The 14750-nt window shown below is 63.5% G+C and carries 17 protein-coding genes; 7 read left to right on the top strand and 10 right to left on the bottom strand.

Annotated features, from left to right (window positions below):
• Nucleotides 1–53 precede the first annotated feature (53 nt).
• Nucleotides 54–521: a chemotaxis protein CheW gene (locus ACMGRF_RS06750; RefSeq protein WP_099495142.1), complete on the top strand. Its 468-nt coding sequence runs from the start codon at nucleotides 54–56 to the stop codon at nucleotides 519–521.
• A gap of 11 nt (nucleotides 522–532) precedes the next feature.
• Here ACMGRF_RS06750 and ACMGRF_RS06745 read toward each other — a convergent pair whose 3' ends face one another.
• Nucleotides 533–1033 (bottom strand): hypothetical protein, encoded by a 501-nt coding sequence (locus tag ACMGRF_RS06745; RefSeq protein WP_414485742.1) that lies wholly within the window; start codon nucleotides 1031–1033, stop codon nucleotides 533–535.
• A gap of 92 nt (nucleotides 1034–1125) precedes the next feature.
• On the bottom strand, nucleotides 1126–1713 hold the full coding sequence (locus tag ACMGRF_RS06740) for a TetR/AcrR family transcriptional regulator (RefSeq protein ID WP_049471236.1): 588 nt from the start codon (nucleotides 1711–1713) through the stop codon (nucleotides 1126–1128).
• A 234-nt stretch (nucleotides 1714–1947) separates the two neighbouring features.
• On the opposite strand from ACMGRF_RS06740, the gene ACMGRF_RS06735 reads away from it, so the two are divergent.
• Genes ACMGRF_RS06735 through ACMGRF_RS06725 form a run of 3 tightly spaced genes read left to right on the top strand, consistent with a single transcriptional unit; the run spans nucleotide 1948 to nucleotide 3190 of the window.
• The gene (locus ACMGRF_RS06735) at nucleotides 1948–2403 is read left to right on the top strand and encodes an SRPBCC family protein (protein WP_414485741.1); all 456 of its coding nucleotides are present in this window, start codon (nucleotides 1948–1950) and stop codon (nucleotides 2401–2403) included.
• Between the two features lie 11 nt (nucleotides 2404–2414).
• A complete protein-coding gene (locus ACMGRF_RS06730; RefSeq protein ID WP_010484635.1) occupies nucleotides 2415–2729 on the top strand; it encodes an ArsR/SmtB family transcription factor in 315 nt (104 codons plus the stop codon).
• Between the two features lie 2 nt (nucleotides 2730–2731).
• A complete protein-coding gene (locus ACMGRF_RS06725; RefSeq protein WP_414485740.1) occupies nucleotides 2732–3190 on the top strand; it encodes an SRPBCC family protein in 459 nt (152 codons plus the stop codon).
• Nucleotides 3191–3244: 54 nt separating this feature from the next.
• On the opposite strand, the gene ACMGRF_RS06720 is transcribed toward ACMGRF_RS06725, so the two are convergent.
• The gene (locus ACMGRF_RS06720) at nucleotides 3245–4531 is read right to left on the bottom strand and encodes an alpha/beta hydrolase family protein (RefSeq protein ID WP_414485738.1); all 1287 of its coding nucleotides are present in this window, start codon (nucleotides 4529–4531) and stop codon (nucleotides 3245–3247) included.
• Nucleotides 4532–4674: 143 nt separating this feature from the next.
• Between ACMGRF_RS06720 and ACMGRF_RS06715 the strand changes: the two genes are divergently transcribed.
• Nucleotides 4675–5046: a DUF4180 domain-containing protein gene (locus tag ACMGRF_RS06715; RefSeq protein ID WP_414485737.1), complete on the top strand. Its 372-nt coding sequence runs from the start codon at nucleotides 4675–4677 to the stop codon at nucleotides 5044–5046.
• Here the strand turns inward: ACMGRF_RS06715 and ACMGRF_RS06710 are convergent.
• The 4 genes from ACMGRF_RS06710 to ACMGRF_RS06695 all read right to left on the bottom strand — a co-directional run bounded on the left by ACMGRF_RS06710 (nucleotide 5043) and on the right by ACMGRF_RS06695 (nucleotide 8137).
• Nucleotides 5043–5825 carry a 3-hydroxybutyrate dehydrogenase gene (locus ACMGRF_RS06710; RefSeq protein ID WP_414485736.1) on the bottom strand — a complete coding sequence of 261 codons (783 nt, stop codon included), beginning with the start codon at nucleotides 5823–5825 and terminating at the stop codon, nucleotides 5043–5045. The two genes, ACMGRF_RS06715 and ACMGRF_RS06710, sit on opposite strands and share 4 nt — an antisense overlap.
• Before the next feature lie 83 nt (nucleotides 5826–5908).
• Nucleotides 5909–6388 carry a hypothetical protein gene (locus tag ACMGRF_RS06705; protein ID WP_414485735.1) on the bottom strand — a complete coding sequence of 160 codons (480 nt, stop codon included), beginning with the start codon at nucleotides 6386–6388 and terminating at the stop codon, nucleotides 5909–5911.
• A gap of 79 nt (nucleotides 6389–6467) precedes the next feature.
• Nucleotides 6468–7199 (bottom strand): hypothetical protein, encoded by a 732-nt coding sequence (locus ACMGRF_RS06700; RefSeq protein ID WP_414485734.1) that lies wholly within the window; start codon nucleotides 7197–7199, stop codon nucleotides 6468–6470.
• A gap of 98 nt (nucleotides 7200–7297) precedes the next feature.
• Nucleotides 7298–8137, bottom strand: a complete 840-nt coding sequence (locus tag ACMGRF_RS06695; RefSeq protein WP_414485733.1) for a type 1 glutamine amidotransferase domain-containing protein — start codon at nucleotides 8135–8137, stop codon at nucleotides 7298–7300.
• Between the two features lie 96 nt (nucleotides 8138–8233).
• Here ACMGRF_RS06695 and ACMGRF_RS06690 point away from each other — a divergent pair, with 96 nt between their 5' ends.
• Nucleotides 8234–9151 (top strand): LysR family transcriptional regulator, encoded by a 918-nt coding sequence (locus tag ACMGRF_RS06690; RefSeq protein ID WP_414485731.1) that lies wholly within the window; start codon nucleotides 8234–8236, stop codon nucleotides 9149–9151.
• 552 nt (nucleotides 9152–9703) lie between these two features.
• Entirely contained in the window at nucleotides 9704–10057 is a 354-nt protein-coding gene (locus tag ACMGRF_RS06685; protein ID WP_414485729.1) for a hypothetical protein, read from the top strand.
• 242 nt (nucleotides 10058–10299) lie between these two features.
• Here ACMGRF_RS06685 and ACMGRF_RS06680 read toward each other — a convergent pair whose 3' ends face one another.
• From ACMGRF_RS06680 to ACMGRF_RS06670, 3 genes are read right to left on the bottom strand one after another with little or no spacing between them, the layout of a single operon-like run.
• On the bottom strand, nucleotides 10300–12015 hold the full coding sequence (locus ACMGRF_RS06680) for a DUF262 domain-containing protein (RefSeq protein WP_414485727.1): 1716 nt from the start codon (nucleotides 12013–12015) through the stop codon (nucleotides 10300–10302).
• Between the two features lie 13 nt (nucleotides 12016–12028).
• On the bottom strand, nucleotides 12029–12808 hold the full coding sequence (locus tag ACMGRF_RS06675; RefSeq protein ID WP_414485726.1) for an HNH endonuclease: 780 nt from the start codon (nucleotides 12806–12808) through the stop codon (nucleotides 12029–12031).
• Nucleotides 12805–14748, bottom strand: a complete 1944-nt coding sequence (locus tag ACMGRF_RS06670; RefSeq protein WP_414485725.1) for a hypothetical protein — start codon at nucleotides 14746–14748, stop codon at nucleotides 12805–12807. Before ACMGRF_RS06670 ends, ACMGRF_RS06675 begins: the two co-directional genes overlap by 4 nt.
• Between the last annotated feature and the right edge of the window lie 2 nt (nucleotides 14749–14750).

Genomic DNA, 14750 nt, shown 5'->3' with positions numbered 1-14750 from the left:
TCAGGCGTCATCATCCAGATCCCCCTTCCCATCGTCTGCGCCACGCCCATCGCATGCCCGTACCCGCCCACCCTGCAACGGAAACACGCGCATCGCCTGCCGACCTGTTCGAGATCATCGTCGTGCGTGCAGGCACCGTCCTGTTCGCCATCGACGTCCAGGCTGCGGTCGAGATTCGCGGTCCGGAGAGATTCGGCCCTGCAGACCACCATGGCAGACCGACCCTGGAGGTCCGTGGGCAACCGTTACCCGTCGTCGACCTGCGCCGCATGACCGGCCAACCGGCATTCGAGGGTGGCAGCCCGGCCATGCTGTTGATCAACGCCGGCACCGCAACACTGGCGCTGGCCGTGGACGAAGTGCTGGAGATCGAGGCGCCCGACGCGACCGCACGCGTCCCCGAGCGTGCCGCAGGCCGATCGTTCGGCTTCTGCGGCGGGCACATTCGACTTGACCCGGCGCGCTCGGCTGCACTGATCGAACCGGTGGCACTGCTGGGCGCACTTGCGACGCAGGGGTGACCGGCGGCGTCTCAGGATCGTCCTGCCAAGCCACGGTTTCGCAGCCTCCAGCACTGCGCGGCGAAGCCGATCACAAACACCACCGCCAATCCCAGCAGCGTGTGCAGCACCACCGGGGCCATCGGCGCCGCCGCAATCGGGTGCGCGGCCGGCAGGCGGGTCAGCGTTTCATTGACGCCCGGCACCAGCGACAGCAGGAAGCTGAACGACAGTGCGAAGGTCGACAGGTAGCGCGCGGCGCGCCCCAGCCAGCGCAGCCGAGCGGCCAGCACGCCGCCAAATGCCACCAGCAGCACGACCACCCCGAACGCGTGGCCGGGGTTGATCCCACCCGTGCTGGACACGGTGAACGACGTGGCCACCGACAGCACCAGTCCGAGCAGGTAAAACTTGCCGGAACGTGTGGCAGGGTCGATCGCGCGATGGCGAATGAAGGCATACAGGCCGCTCAACACCGGGATCAGGCTGACAGCGGTATGGATCACGCCAAGCGTGGACAGAGGGTGCGACATGGGGATATCTCCGGAACAGTATGAACCTACTAGTAGGTAGGCATTGGACTCAAAAAGAAGGCCCGCGTCGCCGCAGGCTCACCACACATCGCTCAGGTCGCCGCGCTCACCCGCGCGATGGCCAGCCGTGCCAGCGCAGCGAAGGTCGCCGCGTCACCGAAACCGCGCGCGGCCAGCATCGCGCCGTGCACCGATGACATGAAGGCCTTGGCCTCGTCCGCCGCTGAACCCTGCAGGCGCAGTTGCCCAAGCGCCGCACCCTTTTCCAGGGTGAGGGCCAGCCAGCCGCTCAGGTCCTCGAAATGTCCACGCACTTCCTCGGCAATTTCCGGCGGAATCATCGGCGCCTCGGCTGCCAGCATCGCGCAGATGCAGAACGAAGACGTCCCCCCGGCAATACAGCTGGACCAGTACTCCACATACGCGTTGAGTTCCTGCAGCGGGTCGTCGAGCTGGCGATCCAGCAGCGCCAGGCCCTCGCGCGCCTCGGCCCGGTACAGCTCAACCACCGTGCGCACCAGGTCCGCCTTGCTGGGGAAGTGGTGATGGATGCTGGCCTTGCTGATGTTCACCCGCGCCGACACGTCGGCGTAGCTGAAGCCGTTGTAGCCACCCGCTTCCAGCAGCGCACGGGCGTGGGCCAGGATCTCCTGGGCCTTGGGCGAGAGCGACTCTTTCATGCCGCCAACCTACTAGTAGGTTGGCCCACTGTCAACTCCCCGCTGCGAGGTCGGCAGCATCTGGTAGTGCCGGCCGCTGGCCGGCAACTGCACGCCCCTGACTCCACCGGGATGCCGGCCAGCGGCCGGCACTACCAAACCCGGGCGTTCGTGGCGGGATTTGCCATGCAGGCATTTACCTGCATATAGTCCATCCAAGGGCGGCGCCTGCCGGCCCGTGGCGAGGAACCTGCAATGGTGGATATCGCACACAGGGTCGGCATCAAGGCCCCCGTAAGCCAGGTGTACCAGGCCCTGGCCACCCCCGAAGGCGTGGCGGCCTGGTGGGCTGAAGACACCCACGGCGACCGCAACGTCGGCGGCACCGTCAAGGTGCGTTTCACCAACAACGGCCAGGAAATCGGCGCCATGGAAATGAAGCTGGAACAGCTCATTCCCGGCGAGCGCGTGCTCTGGCAGTTCCTCGCCGGTCCTGCCGAATGGATCGATACCCACGTGCGCTTCGCGCTGAAGCAGGAAGGCGACTACTGCATCGTGCTGTTCACCCACGAAGGTTGGAAGGAACGCGTCGAGTTCACCTCCCACTGCAGCACCAAGTGGGCGGTGTTCCTGATGAGCCTGAAGGCACTGCTGGAGACGGGCAAGGGCCAACCCAACCCGCACGACGTCAGGATCGACAACTGGAACTGAAGACGTCCCGCATGAATGCAGACAAGGTGTTCAAGGCCCTGGCCGACCCCACGCGCAGAACCCTGCTGGATCTGCTCTGCGCAGACAACGGCCAGACCCTGGGCCAGCTGTGCGAACACCTGGACATGGCCCGGCAATCGGTCACCCAGCACCTGGGCCTGTTGGAAGACGCCAACCTGATCAGCACCGTGCGCCGTGGTCGCGAAAAGCTGCACTTCATCAACCCGGTGCCACTGCATGAAGTCTATGAGCGCTGGGTACGCAAGTTCGAGCAGCAGCGCCTGAGCCTGCTGCATGACCTGAAACGCGAACTGGAAGGAGAATGACGATGTCCGCAGAGACTACCCGCTTCATCCACGTGATCTATATCGCCTCCACGCCGCAGAAGGTGTTCGAGGCCATCACCCGCCCCGAGATCGCCCGCCGCTACTGGGGCCATGAGAACGTCTCAGACTGGAAACCCGGCTCGCGCTGGCAGCACGTGCGCGCAAACGAAACGCGCTCGGTCGAACTGGTCGGCGAAGTGGTGGAAAGCACCCCGCCCTCGCGGCTGGTCATCACCTGGGCCGCCGCCTCGCAGGCCGACCACCCGGATGCCTACAGCCGCGTCACCTTCGAGATCGTGCCCTACCAGGACATGGTGCGGCTGACGGTTACCCACGACGAGCTTGAACCCGGCAGTGGCATGGACACCGGCATCCGCCAGGGCTGGCCGATCGTGCTGTCCAGCCTGAAGTCGTTGTTGGAGACAGGCAAGGGGTTGGATGTGTTTGCGAAGCCGAGCTGAGTCGTGCCGCAATCGGCGGCGGAGCGCCATCCGCCGCCAGCGCTCCCTGGCCGCTCAATCGCTCACTCTGCGCGCGCGCCCGTATTGCCCGTGCACATCCTGCTTGACCCAATCAGCCAGCAGGCGCAGATAGCCGTCGGTGATCCGCGTCGACACGCGGTTGCCCTCGGCATCGGTGCGGAACTCGACCATGCCGTGATCGGTATCCGGGAACAGGTAGGTCTCGATCGGCTGCCCCGACGCGCGCAGGCGCGACAGGATGCTGCGGGTGGCCGCAATCGGTGCCGCCCGGTCCTGTTCGGCCAGCACCCACAGCAACGGCACCTTCAGTCGCCGCAGCGCGGCCTCGGCGTCGTAGTCCCAGATCAGCTCCAGGTTGTCGAAGCGCGCGCGACCGATCCGGCGCAGGTCGGCGTCGCTCATGCGCAGCATGTCACCGCTGTATTCGCCGTTGATCGTCTTCGCCCATGGCGCGGCACCGATCTGGCTACGCACCCTGGCCAGCGCTTCGAACCCTTCACTGAAATGCGTGCGCATCAGCTGCGCCGTGGCGTCCGACAGCTGGCCGACCTGCTTCATGGCCGTCGCATCCAGTTGCAGGCGCTGCGCCTCGTCGAACAACTGCTCGCGGTCCTCCTCGATGGGCGACACCACCAGCCCGAACCCGATCGCCACGAAATCCGCCTGCGAGCGCGTCGCCGCCAGCGGGGCGATCCAGCCGCCCTGGCTGCCACCAAAGTAGCCGGCGCGGCCGAACCGGCCTCTCGCCAGTTCGCGCGCCTTGGCAAGCGCCGCCGCCGCATCGTCGGCCAGCAGCTCGAAGTTCTGCGTGTACTCCCCTTCCGAATCGCCGGTGCCACGCTTCTGGTAGGCGAACACCGAAATCCCCTGCGCCACCAGCATCCGCTGGTAGATGGCCGCCACCGCCGTCGTGCGTTCCGAGCCATGCACCAGCACCACCAGCGGACGTTTGGGGTCGGCCGGGCCGGCCGGTTCAATCAACTGCCCGACCAGCTTGGTCCCCGCACTGATGAAAGTTGCATCGGTATCACGGGTCGGCAGGCGCTGCCAGCGCTGCGTGGCCCCCGCAGGCGAGCTGACGCTGACCACGTCGCCGCTGCAGCTCACCGGCGCGTTGGCATCGCCGGTGGCGCCACGTCGCCCGTCCAGCATCAGATAGCGCTGGCCCGTGGCCGGCGCCGTAGCGGGTGCGCCCAGCACCACGACGCTGCCCTGGCCGTCACCGTAGGCGCTGGCCGTGCATAACTCGCCGGCTGCAGCCGGAAGAACCGAACACACCAGCACCGCGCTCAACAACGAACGACTCTTCCACCCTTCCATGCCCGTCCCCATTGCAGTGAACCCGCGTCGCGCAGGCGCCGGGCGCAGCCTAGCGCGTTCGTTCGCCAGATTCATGCTGCAACCGCTCGCCGTCGCCCTCTTCCATGGACATACTGGGAGGACGACACGGACTTCAGAGCGCCATGCACCCACACTTGGAACACATCGGCACCACCCGCATCCTGCGCGTCGACCCGCAGGGCCCGATGCTCGATGCCAGCGCCCTGCGCGATCTGGTCGGCGATGCCCTCGGGCACCAGGCCGAGTGGATCGCCGTGCCGGTGCAACGCCTTTTGGCGGACTTCTTCGAGCTGCGCTCCGGCATGGCCGGGCAGTGGCTGCAGATGCTGGTGAACTACCGCCTGCGCTTCGCCGTACTGGGCGACGTCAGCGCCTACCGCGCACAAAGCGCGTCGCTGGATGCATGGATCACCGAGTGCAACCGCGGCCGCAACGGCTGCTTTGTCGCCGATTGGGACGCCCTGTTGGCAGGTCTTCCCGTGTCGGCCAGCTAGCGCGCCGTCCAGCCTCCATCCACCGGCAGCGCCGTGCCGGTGATCTGTGCCGCCGCGCCCGAAGCCAGGAACACCACCATCTCGCCCAGTTGCTCGGGCGTCACGAACTGCAGCGAAGGCTGCTTCTCGGCAAGCAGCGCGCGGGCGGCGGACTCCTGATCCGTGCCTTCCTTCTCCGCCAACGCGGTGATCTGCTGCTCGACCAGCGCCGTTCGCACCCAGCCCGGGCAGATCGCGTTTGCGGTGATGCCGGTGCCCGCATTCTCAAGCGCGGTCACCTTGGTGAAGCCGACCACGCCATGCTTGGCCGCCACATAGGCCGACTTGTTCACCGAGCCCACCAGGCCGTGTACCGACGCAATGTTGATGATGCGGCCGGCGCCCTGCTGCTTCATGTGCGGCAACGCCGCCGCCGTTGCATGGAACACCGCCGACAGGTTCAGCGCCAGGATTGCATCCCACTTCTCGACGGGGAATTCCTCGATCGACGCGGTGTGCTGGATGCCGGCATTGTTCACCAGGATATCGATGCGCCCCATCGTCGCAACCGCGCGGTCGATCATCTCGCGCACCGCGTCGCCCCGCGACAGATCGGCACCGTCATGCGCCACCCGCACGCCGAACTCGGTTTCCAGGCCGGTACGGATGCGTTCGATCTCCGCCGCATCGCCGAAGCCGTTCAGCACGATGTCGGCGCCCTGCCGCGCCAGCGCCGTGGCAATGCCTAGACCGATACCACTGGTGGAGCCGGTGACCACCGCAACCTTTCCAGAGAACATGGGCGCGCTTCCATTGGGTATTGGCCGCCAGTGTACCTACACGGGCCAACTCCCTTTAACTGGCGCCCCATGTCGGCCCACCGTTAGAAGCGGATGCCCGCCCGATCAACGGTCGCCAGCGGATTGGCCTTCCGCACGGCCTCAAGGAACAGCAGGAAATCCCGATTGAACAGCGTCAGGTTGTTGGTGAACGTCACGCACTTTCTGCCCGATGCTTTGCTGAAGCACACCTGCCAGACATAGCGCCCGTAGATCCTGTCAGACGTTCGTGTGACTGAGGTGATCTGCGAGAGCGGAACCGCCGTGGGCACCGGGCCCCGCCGCAGGTAAAAGGATTCTGTATCAAAGAAGTAGTGCTCGCGATCCTCTTTGCCATCCACCATCACCAAGGTCATGGACGTGCGGGAAATCCGGCGAGGGGCATGCAAACGCAACCCCGATTTCACAGACGAGCGAGCAGCTGCTGACATTCGCCGAAGGGTGAACCAGAGGATCACCAAAGGAAGTGCCGCGAGGACAATGAAACCTACAGTCTTCAAAACAGTTTCCAGCGTGCTGGGCACACAGATCTCCAGGATGAACTTTCAGGCGATACCCAAGTAGATCCACGCCACGCGTGGATGACTCTCCCTCAACGCCTTTTCACTTCCAATGATCCGGCCCCAGGAACGGCAGGCTCAACACAAACACCGGAACCGCCACAGGAACCAGCGCCGCGCCCAGCACCTTGCCCGCCGCCGAACCCACACCCGGCTTGTCCTCCCTCTCCGGCAGGATCCGCTGCGCCCGCGCATTGATCGGCTGTGCCAGCTTCCCCTTCTCCGCCAGTGCCGCAGCATCCGGCAACTGCACCTGCTCGCCGTCGCCCTCGAACAGCGCGCTGTAATAGCTGCCGCCCTTCCTTGAAAGATTGCAGGCCCGGTCAAACGCCAGCGCGTAGCGGGTCCGGTCCATCGGCAGGTAGTAGCGCGCCCGCTCCTCCACGGCCTTGGCCTCACGCGGGGCGACCTCAATCCGCTCCAGCTTGAACTGCGCGGCCTGTTCCGCCGTCACCTGCTCCGGCCGCAGCAGCAGCGCATAGCTGCCATGCACCTTGGCCTTGTTGGCCGGGTCGCGCCAGTCTTCATGGAAGTACATCTGCGCGCAGGCCACCGCCTCGCGCAGCGGGCTGTCCATCAGCGCCCGGTACTCGCGGAACGGCGCGGCATTGAAGCGCATCGGCTCGTCATAGCGCGGCAGCAGGTACAGCTGGCCGTCGTCGGCCACGAACGCACTGGTGATCTCGCGGCTTGAGGCGTGCTCCTCCGGGCCACTGGCACAGCCGGACAGCAGGCCAAGGCACAGGGCGGAGAGAATGAAGAAGGACGTTCGCATGTCGTGTTCGAGGGCTTCCCTTGGAAAACGGCCCCGCCCGGAAGGACGAGGCCAGCCCACCATGGTGCCACGGCACCGCATGCGATGCAGAAACCGCCTTACTTCAACCGCTCCACCAACCGCTGCCCCACCTCCAGCGCCGAAGCCGGGTTCTGCCCGGTAATCAGCTCGCGGTCCACCACCACATGCCCGGTCCACGGTGTGGTGTTACTGCTGAACGTCGCACCCGCCCGCTGCAGCGCGGTCTGCGGGTAGAACTTCATCTCACCGCCGCCCAGCATCGGCTTGGCCTGCGCTTCTTCCTGGTTGCTGATCACCGTCATCTGGTAGCCGCTGTAGATCCACTTCGGCGTGGCCGGCGTCGCACCCGCCTCCAGCTTCGCCACGAACCCCGCCGCATCCGGCAACGTGGACAGCAGCGCGATCGGACCGTGACAGACCAGCGCGGTGGTCTTGTTGCGCTGGTGGAAGTCGGCCAGCAGCCGGCCCAGCGCCGGGCTCTTCAGCAGGTCCTGCATCGGTGCGTGGCCACCGGGAATGTAGACCGCATCGAAGCGCGCGTAGCCCTGTTGCTCCACACGCGCCAGGCTGACCACCGGCGAGGCCGTTGGCGAGGTCAGCGCCAGCTTCTCCAGCAGCTCCTTGTGCAGCGTCAGCTGCGCCGCATCGTTGCCGAAGTACGCCGGCGTCACCGAGGACGCATCCACCGTCGGCGCCCGCCCCTGCGGCGTGGCGAAGGTCACCTCGTGGCCGGCGTCCAGCAGCAGCTTGACCGGCTGCATCAGCTCATTGAGATAGAAGCCGGTGGACAGCACCTTGCCGTCCTTCAGGTCCAGGTGGTTTTCGTCGGACAACACCACCAGCACGTTGGCGGCCTGCACGCCGCTGGCGGCCAAGGTCAGGGCCAGCGCTGCGGCCAGCCGGGTCATCAGGTTCATGGGGAGCTCCTATCGGGGAATGGCGGCCACTTTATTCATCGCCCCAGCGGCGATAAATTGACCCCATCGCAAAACATCTGTTCCCCGGAGAGCCAAATGAGCCGCAAGTTCGACTACCTGGGCGATGTGGAGGTGTTCCTGGCGGTGGTCGAGCACGGCTCGTTCACGGCCGGCGCGGTGGCGCTGTCCACCACGCCTTCGGTGCTGAGCCGCGCGGTCACTCGCCTGGAAGCGCGGCTGGGCCGGCAGCTGCTGCAGCGGACCACCCGCCGCGTGGGCCTGACCGACGCCGGGCGGCTCTATCGGGAACAGGTGCGCACCGCCTTCGGCCTGCTGGACGACGCCGAGCGCGACGTACTGGCCCAGGACGGTGCGCTGGCCGGCCGCGTGCGCCTGAGCGTGCCCACCACCTATGGCCACTATCGGCTGCCGCCCGTGCTGGCGCGCTTTGCGCAGCAGTACCCGCAGGTGCAGGTGGAACTGAACATCACCAACCGCAACGTGGACCTAGTGGCCGAAGGCTTCGACCTGGCCATCCGCCTGGGCCAGCTGCCGGACAGCGGGCTGGTGGCGCGCAAGCTGGAAGATGCCCCACTTCTACTGGTGGCCGCGCCGGACTACCTGCAGCGCCGCGGCACGCCGCAGACGCTGGACGACCTGCAGCAGCACCTGTGCCTGCCCTTCGTGATGCCGCGCACCGGGCGGCTCGCGCCGTGGATCTTCCGCGACGACGGGCGCGACGTGGACTGGCTGCCGCGTTCGTCCATCGAGACTTCCGACGATGTGCTGGGCGTGGTGTCGCTGGCCGAACAGGGCATCGGCATCTGCCAGAGCTATGAGTTCATCGTGCGCGAGCGGTTGCAGCGTGGGCAGTTGGTGGAAGTGCTGCCGGAGCTGCGCGGGCGGTCGCGGCCGTTCTCGGTGATCTATGCGCCGCATCGGCGGCAGTCGGCGGCGGCGCGGGCGATGATTGAGTTGCTGGTGGGGAATGCGGGTGAGGATGGCGTTGGTTGAAGCTGCGAGCTTGTTGACAGTGTCGGGTTTGAACCGATTTTCGGGGTGTGCGGCTGATCGGGCGCCGTTGCCACTCGGTGCGGATTAAGAACTGTTGTAAAGATGGCTGTCGCGCTATTCGCTTGTGGCGTGGGCGATTGCGCCACTTTGATTCGTCATCAACAGAATAACTGCACGAATGCGTCTGCTGGCGTCGCGTGTTGCACGATTGGTGCGTGCAACAATAGTTCTTCGCTCTCGGATTCAGCGATTCCTTCGCGAATTTCTATTGGCATTCGAAGCGACTGCGTAACCAACATGACGTGCCACCGACAACGGGTGGCTCCGGGTCTGCAAACCCGCGACGATTGTTGTGCCTGTTGTTTACGCTTGCCCGTCGGCACCGTCCTTAACCGGTGCCGGCGGGCAATCCGTCGGCCTGTATGGCGGGCGGTGCGTGGGGGTCTTCGGACCCACCGGTCATGGCACTACTTCGTCCCGGTTTGCAGCCACGCATCGTCCGCCACCCTCTTCTCGGTGGCGCTGTTAAGCACAGCCACGGAAGCCGACGCCATGAACGAATCCGACACCTTCTCCTACACCGTTGTTGAGCCCATCAACGACGACACTCCCCTGCCCGACCTGAACTCCCTGCTCGGCATCCTCAAGCGCATGCGCGGCTGCGAGGGGGCGGATGGGCATCCTTGGCCAGAAACCGATGTGTCACCCGGCCGCCGCGTGAGCCTCGCCAGGAGCGAGCGTGCGATGGTCGGGGCACTCACGGTCCTGGAACTGCTGCACGCTGCAGACCGCTGCCGCGTGGCAGCGGATCCGGAGCGGCATTTGGATGAAGGGGTAGTGGATGGGTTGTTTCTGGCTTGCCGGGGGTTGGTTGAGTGGGCGTGCCACGAGGTTAGGCCGGCATGACTGCGCTCACATTTGGCAAGGTCAACGCCATTCGTTGCATCAACTTCCGTTTCCGTCAGAAGCGGACTTCCAGGAAGGATCTCTTGCCGTCGCCGAATGCCAGTTGCATGCATCCTCAACGCGTGCCGTCACTTTCTCCCAGGCCTCCGGCCAGCGGCGGGCGCTACCTACGGAGTTGATCAGAGCATCCCTAGGTCAGGCGGTATGAGACACTTGCCATACACACACAGCCTCCCACCCGCTCACTCTGCAGGCCCAACAAACGTATTCAGCGCCATTGCAATCCTCTTGCGTCGCTCAAGCAAGAAAGCCTTGTAGCTTTCCACTTCCAGCAGCGATGCCTCAACCGGGATGCACTGTGCTGCGAACGCTAGCTCGCCAAGCTGGTCCACCAGCGGGGGCAGGTAAACCGCCGGGGCCTTGTCGCTGATCGCGCGATTCGTCTTACCGCCGATGAATGCCAGATTGGCGATGTCATCCGCCTCGCGGGCAGTGAAGCTGGTCTTCAATACGGCTTTGGGAAAAATGTGATGGAACTGCAAGCGATGCTGGGCGCCCGAATGATCCAGAGCAATGGTCAATTGGCTGCACCAATCTTTCGCACCGGCAGCGCGGAAAGCCAGGAACATGGTCTTGAACAGCGCGCTACGCTGGTTGCGCCCTTCCAGCTCCTCTGCAGTAATGTCCAGACGGCCGAACTGCAGGCGCAGCCGGTCGATCAGCTCGCCCACCGCTCCGCCCTGACGAATATTTGCCAAATCCTGATCCAGAATGGTTTCGCTGGAGCCTCGGGAGAAGCGGCCTTTGGCATTGGCCATCAGCGCCCAGTAGCGCAGTTGGCGGGCCTCATCGTTGCTCAGCGCATAGTTGCGGCTATGCCCGAAATACGCCAGCACCACCAGCAGGAAAGGCGACGACAACAGTGCCGGGCTATCAATGCCAAGATTACTGCGCAGGAAGTTGAGCGCGAATTCCATGCCATCGCAGGCTTCTTTCCATGCCTTCTGCAGCTTCTCCACATTCAGGCTACCCACGATCTGGAAACGTGATTGACCGGTGGCAAACGCCATCAGATTCTTCAAGTGCAAACCCAGATCAAGGTCAAAGCCCGTCTTGGCGCATGCCTTCTGGAAATCCTGGAACGTCTGCAGCGAGTGCCGCCACTTGGCGGTGATCTGAGCCAGAGCCAAGTCGGAACTGCGCAGCTTGGCGCCCAGTGAATTGACCCGGACGAAGATTTCCGTGACCTCATCGTAGGAAAGCGTGCGTTCCAACACGTCCATGCGATAAACGTACTTGCGGATGCCACGTAGCCGGGCCAGGCGCTGGCTGTACTTCTCGTACCGCGGATCGTCAAAACCACTGATACCGGCACGTTTGAGGAAAGGCGCATCGTTGTCCGTCTTGAACACTTCCGACACTTTCACCCAATGCGGCAACTGCTCCAGCTTCCTCGTGACCACCACGAAAGTCATCTTGTTGAAGCGCTTGAGCAGTTCGTCCTCGGTCGAGTCCGTCTCATCGCCAATCAGTTCGCTATCGTCGTCGGCATCGTCCTCGTCGTCGCCGTTCTCTTCCACTTCGGTCACGACCGCCAACTGGTCGGGATGCTCCAAGTTGAACAGCAAGTCGATAGGCCGACGACGGCCACGCACCGATACTGGCTCGCCGCGAATGACGGCAGAGAGCGATGTCAGACGCTGCTGACCATCCAGCAGAAGCCGCGTGCTCTGGTAAGGATTCGTGCTCTGGCTGACCGCGAAATCCTGCAGCGGCACAGCTTCATCCGTTTCCCAAAGCAGGATTGCGCCCGATGGGTAGCCGCGATACAGCGAATCCAGCAGATCGCGCACTCGCGTGGAGCGCCACACATACTGGCGCTGCATCTCTGGCAAGCGCAGTTCGCCCCGCTCGATCATTGATACCAGTTCTTCGACGCTTGCTTCGGCCTTGGCCATGTATTTCCTTCGATCAGGCACCGAGCAGGAAGCGCTCGCGGTGCCACTTTAAATAATGCCGGTGCTCGCTGGCCAGCCAGCGCAACGTCATTCCCGAGTGAATGCCAAGCCCAGGTAGATCGCTTTGGGACAGCCGGGTGCTGGTCAGCAGATGCCCGGCATCGTCGAAGCTGATCAAAAAGCGATCGAACAGCGCATCGAGATTGGCCACCAGCAGAAAGCCGTTGAAGGCATCCAACCGCTCGGCATCGTCGGCACATTCAGCCCAGGGTTTGGCATGGCTGGCACGCAGCGCTTCAGTCACAGCGACGCCGGTCACTGCGCAGGCACCACCCCAGTAGGTCAGCAAGGCATCGCGGTAACGCGCCTGCCCCACGCGCTGACGCACCAGGCGTTCGACTTCCGTGCCCCTGACTTCGGCAGATATCGTCTCGACAGCTTGCGCCACGGCCGCTTGATAGTCACGCACTGCCTGATTCGGCAACGCCTGCGACAGGCTGGCCGTGCGGCGCAGGAGAGCTGCCAAATCGGGCAGAGTCGGCACACAAAAAACGTCATCGGCCCCGGCCCAAGGTTGGAAGCTACGCTGCAACTCCGGCAGCAGTGCGGGCGTTGCCGGTCGAAAGCGCACTTCGAAGCCTCCGACCAACGCTGTTACCACCGCTTGACTTCGATGACGGGCCGAAGCCAGTATCACCGTATCGCTAGCAGATGACAGCACGTGCTCGAAGCCGCTATCGTGGCCGGCTTTTTCTGCCAACGCCCGCTGTAGTGGGTTCACCGCGGCATTCATGTCAAAGACGCCTGCTCTGTACCCACCCGCCGACGAAACAAAAGACCATCCTCGCTATCGGATGATAGCCTGAGCCTCTCAAAAGACTTGAAAGCATCCGGGGGCTCAGTCGATGTGGTGACGACGTATTGGAAAGAACCACCTCCACTCGCTGCGACATGCCCGAGCAGTGACCACAGTATGGTCTCACTCATTTCTGCCTCGCGAGGTGAGTCGTGCAGCAGGAATCCCGGATGGAAGCTATCCGCAGATATGCTGTCGAGCAAGCAGGCGATATCCCCGGCCAGAATTTCCAGAACCTTGAAGGTTGTTGAGTGCATTGGCCCCATCTGAAATGGATGATTGCGGTGCTTATCCTCATCGTTGAAAACGCCCCACCGGAAAGAGGGCAACGACTTGGCAATAGCCTGCATAGATTCGCTGATCGCCCGGCGACGCCCCTTCACTGCCTCACGCTCCTTCTCATGCCGCATTTGAAGTTGCTCGTGACGGTGCCGAGTCAACTCTAGCTTTCGCTCTACTGTCGCGATATCGGTTGACTGTGATTTTCCAGATGCAATGCTCTCGTAGTGTTCGTAGTCCTCAATGGCATCACTGAGAAGCTGGTCGGCTGACAAGCATTGTGCGTGCCTCGTCATAAGCTCGACTTCCCGACGATCGATGGCTGCAACTTGTGCATTCATGGGCGCTGTCTCGGCCTCCAGCTCGTCCCGTCGACGACGTTGGGGCTCCAGTTCGCTTTCAAGCTCTCCTTTGGAGCGCTGATGCAGAATGATCCGCTGCTTCCGATCGATCTGCGCCTGCTCGATCCGTTCCATCACATGACTGCAATCCCTGAGCAATCGGCTTCCTGCGTCGCAGCGGCTGGGTAGCTGTTGTTGCAAAGACGATGCTTCTTCCTGAAGCTCGGCTACCCGCTGCATGTCACCGGCCAGCATGGCTTCGTTCTGCTTGATCTCATTGTTCAGACGCTCAATGCCAGCTTTCAGCGGTGCACGCTTTTCTACCCACGCCTGACGCTGTTCCGCGAGTTCTCGCCGCTCAGCATCGATGGCCGACAGCTCCTGTTGATAAGCCTCATGACGCTGCTTGGCGATTCCAATCAAGTTTGAGTGCTCAAGCAAGCCGTCCTGCCGGAACGGAGTAGCGGCAGAGACATCGAGGCGGCGAGTCAGTTGACGGCGCACGTATTTCAACAAGCGCGCGGGCTCCTTGCGCAGTGCTTGCAGCTCCGATTTCTGATCTTCGATCTCCCTGGCGGCGCTGTCCAGGTCGCGCAGTGTTGTGGCGTCATTCAACAGACCCAGCACGATTTGCACGAGCGCTGCAGGCGACCTCGCTGGTGGACTGAATCCAACGCCATCGGCGCGCCACTGGTAATAGTTTTGGTAGCGCGCATTCTGGTCGCGGGAACACCAGGCCAAAATCTGGTGCCACTCGATGGATTGCTTCGAGGTTGGCAACTCGCGAACGGGCAAAATCTCGACCAGATGGTGGCGCAGCGCAGCCTGGTAGGCGCTGAACTCGTTATCGGCTTCATTGGCTGCAAGTTGACGCCAATCAGCAAATCGTGACGCTCGATAGTGTTTTTGATGCAGCCACGGCTTCAGGACCGTCCACACTTCGCCCCCCATATGCACACGGGCGGCGACTGCCCCCTCTTTCAGCTCGCGACTGCTCAGCAGTTCGTCGCGCAAGGTTGAACCGCTGGACCAAAGCGGATCATCCAGCACGAAGCGCAACAACTGGCAGAAGGCTGTTTTTCCGACGCCATGACCGGAGCTGCCCGCTCCAGGTGGCGACACGATCAGATTGAGCCCGCGCCGCAAGGGGATCTCGCGAATGAGGCACTGGGATGTCAGCGAGTCCAGCAACCACATTGTTTCGACCCAGAGGCGTGGCTTGGCATGGTCTGGCGTCGAAAGGGTGACACCATTCATAG

The sequence above is a fragment of the Stenotrophomonas sp. EMP41 genome (assembly GCF_047495535.1).
Taxonomy (GTDB): Bacteria; Pseudomonadota; Gammaproteobacteria; order Xanthomonadales; family Xanthomonadaceae; genus Stenotrophomonas; species Stenotrophomonas sepilia.
This window is presented reverse-complemented; position numbering and strand designations above follow the sequence as displayed.

What these genes read in the sequence shown, in the direction of transcription:
- ACMGRF_RS06745 (WP_414485742.1), bottom strand. Translation starts at nt 1,033, where the DNA reads ATGTCGCACCCTCTGTCCACGCTTGGCGTGATCCATACCGCTGTCAGC.
- ACMGRF_RS06725 (WP_414485740.1), top strand. Translation starts at nt 2,732, where the DNA reads ATGTCCGCAGAGACTACCCGCTTCATCCACGTGATCTATATCGCCTCC.
- ACMGRF_RS06685 (WP_414485729.1), top strand. Translation starts at nt 9,704, where the DNA reads ATGAACGAATCCGACACCTTCTCCTACACCGTTGTTGAGCCCATCAAC.
- ACMGRF_RS06680 (WP_414485727.1), bottom strand. Translation starts at nt 12,015, where the DNA reads ATGGCCAAGGCCGAAGCAAGCGTCGAAGAACTGGTATCAATGATCGAG.
- ACMGRF_RS06720 (WP_414485738.1), bottom strand. Translation starts at nt 4,531, where the DNA reads ATGGAAGGGTGGAAGAGTCGTTCGTTGTTGAGCGCGGTGCTGGTGTGT.
- ACMGRF_RS06670 (WP_414485725.1), bottom strand. Translation starts at nt 14,748, where the DNA reads ATGAATGGTGTCACCCTTTCGACGCCAGACCATGCCAAGCCACGCCTC.
- ACMGRF_RS06700 (WP_414485734.1), bottom strand. Translation starts at nt 7,199, where the DNA reads ATGCGAACGTCCTTCTTCATTCTCTCCGCCCTGTGCCTTGGCCTGCTG.
- ACMGRF_RS06750 (WP_099495142.1), top strand. Translation starts at nt 54, where the DNA reads ATGCCCGTACCCGCCCACCCTGCAACGGAAACACGCGCATCGCCTGCC.
- ACMGRF_RS06675 (WP_414485726.1), bottom strand. Translation starts at nt 12,808, where the DNA reads ATGAATGCCGCGGTGAACCCACTACAGCGGGCGTTGGCAGAAAAAGCC.
- ACMGRF_RS06710 (WP_414485736.1), bottom strand. Translation starts at nt 5,825, where the DNA reads ATGTTCTCTGGAAAGGTTGCGGTGGTCACCGGCTCCACCAGTGGTATC.
- ACMGRF_RS06730 (WP_010484635.1), top strand. Translation starts at nt 2,415, where the DNA reads ATGAATGCAGACAAGGTGTTCAAGGCCCTGGCCGACCCCACGCGCAGA.
- ACMGRF_RS06735 (WP_414485741.1), top strand. Translation starts at nt 1,948, where the DNA reads ATGGTGGATATCGCACACAGGGTCGGCATCAAGGCCCCCGTAAGCCAG.
- ACMGRF_RS06690 (WP_414485731.1), top strand. Translation starts at nt 8,234, where the DNA reads ATGAGCCGCAAGTTCGACTACCTGGGCGATGTGGAGGTGTTCCTGGCG.
- ACMGRF_RS06740 (WP_049471236.1), bottom strand. Translation starts at nt 1,713, where the DNA reads ATGAAAGAGTCGCTCTCGCCCAAGGCCCAGGAGATCCTGGCCCACGCC.
- ACMGRF_RS06695 (WP_414485733.1), bottom strand. Translation starts at nt 8,137, where the DNA reads ATGAACCTGATGACCCGGCTGGCCGCAGCGCTGGCCCTGACCTTGGCC.
- ACMGRF_RS06715 (WP_414485737.1), top strand. Translation starts at nt 4,675, where the DNA reads ATGCACCCACACTTGGAACACATCGGCACCACCCGCATCCTGCGCGTC.